The sequence below is a fragment of the Dietzia sp. SYD-A1 genome, from assembly GCF_015356725.1.
Lineage (GTDB): Bacteria > Actinomycetota > Actinomycetes > Mycobacteriales > Mycobacteriaceae > Dietzia.
Map to the genome: position 1 here is coordinate 1 of NZ_JADDKI010000137.1, position 2,559 is coordinate 2,559.

Annotated in this window: 2 protein-coding genes and 1 pseudogene; all 3 read right to left on the reverse strand. The window is 61.4% G+C overall.

The features are described 5' to 3' along the window. Window positions 1-8: 8 nt before the first annotated feature. Window positions 9-539, reverse strand: coding sequence for a hypothetical protein (locus tag IY392_RS06455; RefSeq protein WP_194860796.1), 531 nt, complete (start codon window positions 537-539; stop codon window positions 9-11). Next, the gene (locus IY392_RS06460) at window positions 536-2,173 is read right to left on the reverse strand and encodes a hypothetical protein (RefSeq protein ID WP_194860797.1); all 1,638 of its coding nucleotides are present in this window, start codon (window positions 2,171-2,173) and stop codon (window positions 536-538) included. The genes IY392_RS06455 and IY392_RS06460 overlap by 4 nt, the downstream gene beginning before the upstream one ends. 107 nt (window positions 2,174-2,280) lie before the next feature. Then, a pseudogene (locus IY392_RS19140) lies at window positions 2,281-2,559 on the reverse strand (hypothetical protein); the annotation flags it as partial.

A 2,559-nucleotide genomic window follows, 5' to 3' on the forward strand; every position in this document is an offset into this window, starting at 1 on the left:
ACTTCGGTCTATTTTCGCCCAGCGATCCGCAGATCCCCATGAAACACCGGGGCTAGGTGGACTAGTTGCGCAACCTTGTGTGAATAGGTGCGATCCTCGCGTGCACCCACGTGCTCGCCGTACTGGGTCCAGTCGTCGGTGGTGAGGTCTGCGATGCTACTGAGTCCGTGTGTGTCGATCCAGTCCAGCAACAACTTCATGGCGTGGAACATATGGATGGCGGTCCCGGCGGATGGGAACCGAGACTTCATAGACGTGGTTCGACGCTGAGTTTCCGTATTGAGGACGTTGTAGAGGTAAACCTTCGCCGATTCGCGATGACGGGGCCGAATGGCAGCGAAGTTGATGTTCGATGCTTCCTTGTTCTCGGAGAGCGAGAGGTAGTGGAGCGGCCACACGTCGTCGCCGAAGACTGGCTCCGGTACTGCTTCGGGAGTCCGGTGGTGACGGTTGGCGAAGAGTGGACTGGTCAGCAGCGGGACGACCGGCGTGAGCCCGACCGTCCGAGTCGCAGCAGTGTTGACGGCGGGGTTGGTCATGTGTCCCAAGTCCTATTCATCAGTCGATTGACCTGGTCCCGGTCAGTATCGGTGACATCAGCGCGGGCAGCGAGGAGGTCGCTGTTCGAGAAGTGCCGATTGGGGACTAGCAGCGAGGCGATGCGGGCATGGTGAGCCGCGAATCGCGAGTCCCAGAGGTGTGCTGGCGTGACAGCGCGCAATCCCTCCAGGTGGTCGTGGAGGGCGACGACTCGAGGGAGGTGTCGCTTAAGGACCACCGCGTTCGTACACGCGAAACAAGTCAGGAAGGACGCGCGGCACGGCTCATGAGTGTCGGGGGCATGCTCGTGGTCAACGCAGGCCGAGGCCACTGTGTCGCGCGCACCTGAGTTCACGTCCTCAAGCACGCCGCGGGAATCTGAAGGGAGGTCGTCGACCGTCGCCGAACCGTTCACGACTCGCGCCTGCACGGCGTGGAAATGGTCTTGAAGAACAGTGGCGATGACTGGCTGCACGGCCTTCTTCACCGTCGGATCGTTGAGGTTGTAGTCGATGTTGGTGTTGAGGCTATGACCTTGCGGATGAACTTGTGTGGCGAAGTAGGATCGCAACCTGATAGGAGTTGCAAAGTCCAGTTCGGGGTGTTCACCGCGCCAGGCCCTGAGGTATCTCGCTATCGTGTGGGTATTCGCGTCTACCAGCACGGTGAGCGGGACTGGTCGCGCGTTCCTACCGATCGCATTTACTTGGCCCGAGAGGGACACGAGCACCGCGTCAGTGGGGTAGCCCACCTCTTGTAGCGTGCGCCGCGCCCCGTCGGTGAGTTCGAGAATCATCTGAATCAGGCGGGCTTTGGATCGAGGGCCGTTGTCGGTGTAGGTCTCAGTCCACTCGCTGACGACGCCCCGTCGCGGTTTGGTGAGCCTGACGCGAAGATGGAGCGGTTCACTGCCGTCACGGGCGTCCACTCGGTTGACGTCGCTCACGCCGAGAGTGAGGGCGGTGCCGAGGTTCCAGCCGCAGGTGATGATCAATCCGAGGACCGCGGCAGCGACTTCGGCGGGAGTCGGGTAGAGGTTCTCCCACAGCGGAAAGAGCGTTCGGTTATTGGTTTTCGAGTTCGGGTAAAGCCTGCGGTACACGCTCGGTGGCACGCGCCGCGTACTCGGGTTCCCGGGGATGCGGTCTGCTACATCGCCGGTGCGGGCCACCTCGTCGAGGAACTGGGCGTACTCGTAGTCGGGATGGCGGTCGTCATACTCGCCACGCTGATAGGCGTCGACGACGTCCCAGCCATGCTTCACACGGGTGAGGGCATCACGCACGTTGTTGACACAGGTGAGTCGTAGCAACTCGATTTCCTCATCGGTCAACGCGTCGTCAGAGGCCTGCGGTTCCGGTCGCGGCGCAGTCGTCGATTCAATGACGTGTGCGCACTCCGCGCTGATGCCGGGAAGTGTGGGCAGGATGACTCGAAGAATGCGGTGCCGTCTGTAGCGAGTGTAATTGGTCCACAACATCAACCGTTCGCGGTACATCACCCCAGTCAGGTCACTGGCATTGACGACGCCGAGGTCGGAGAAGAACGCCCGGACTGCCGTCAGAGCTCTACCCGTCGTCGCTTTCGTGCCCCATGACCCCGAAGGCCCAGCCATGTCGATGAATCGTTCCATGAGTGCTTTTCGCAAGTTTGGTCCGACGTCAACAGATGTGAAATCGAGCTCGTAGGGCCGTCCGCGTGACGGGGTCACCCGGAGGTCGTCATTGACTGCTTCGCATCTCATGCGTCTGCCACCCGGTCGTCTAGGGCAGCGACCTGCGAGAGCGTGTGGTCGAGGGACAGCGGAGCACCCTCAGCGGCCCGCATGAACCACTCCCACTCCAGGGCCAGAACGGGTGCCAAATAGTAATTCCGAGTGGTCTCGACACTCCGGTGCCCCAGCAGTGTCTGGACTCGCAGCCAGATGTTTTGGCTGCGCACCATCGAGTCGAACGCGCCGGGCGTTAGCCCCGGTGTTTCATGGGGATCTGCGGATCGCTGGGCGAAAATAGACCGAAG

What these genes read in the sequence shown, in the direction of transcription:
- IY392_RS06460 (WP_194860797.1), bottom strand. Translation starts at nt 2,173, where the DNA reads ATGGAACGATTCATCGACATGGCTGGGCCTTCGGGGTCATGGGGCACG.
- IY392_RS06455 (WP_194860796.1), bottom strand. Translation starts at nt 539, where the DNA reads ATGACCAACCCCGCCGTCAACACTGCTGCGACTCGGACGGTCGGGCTC.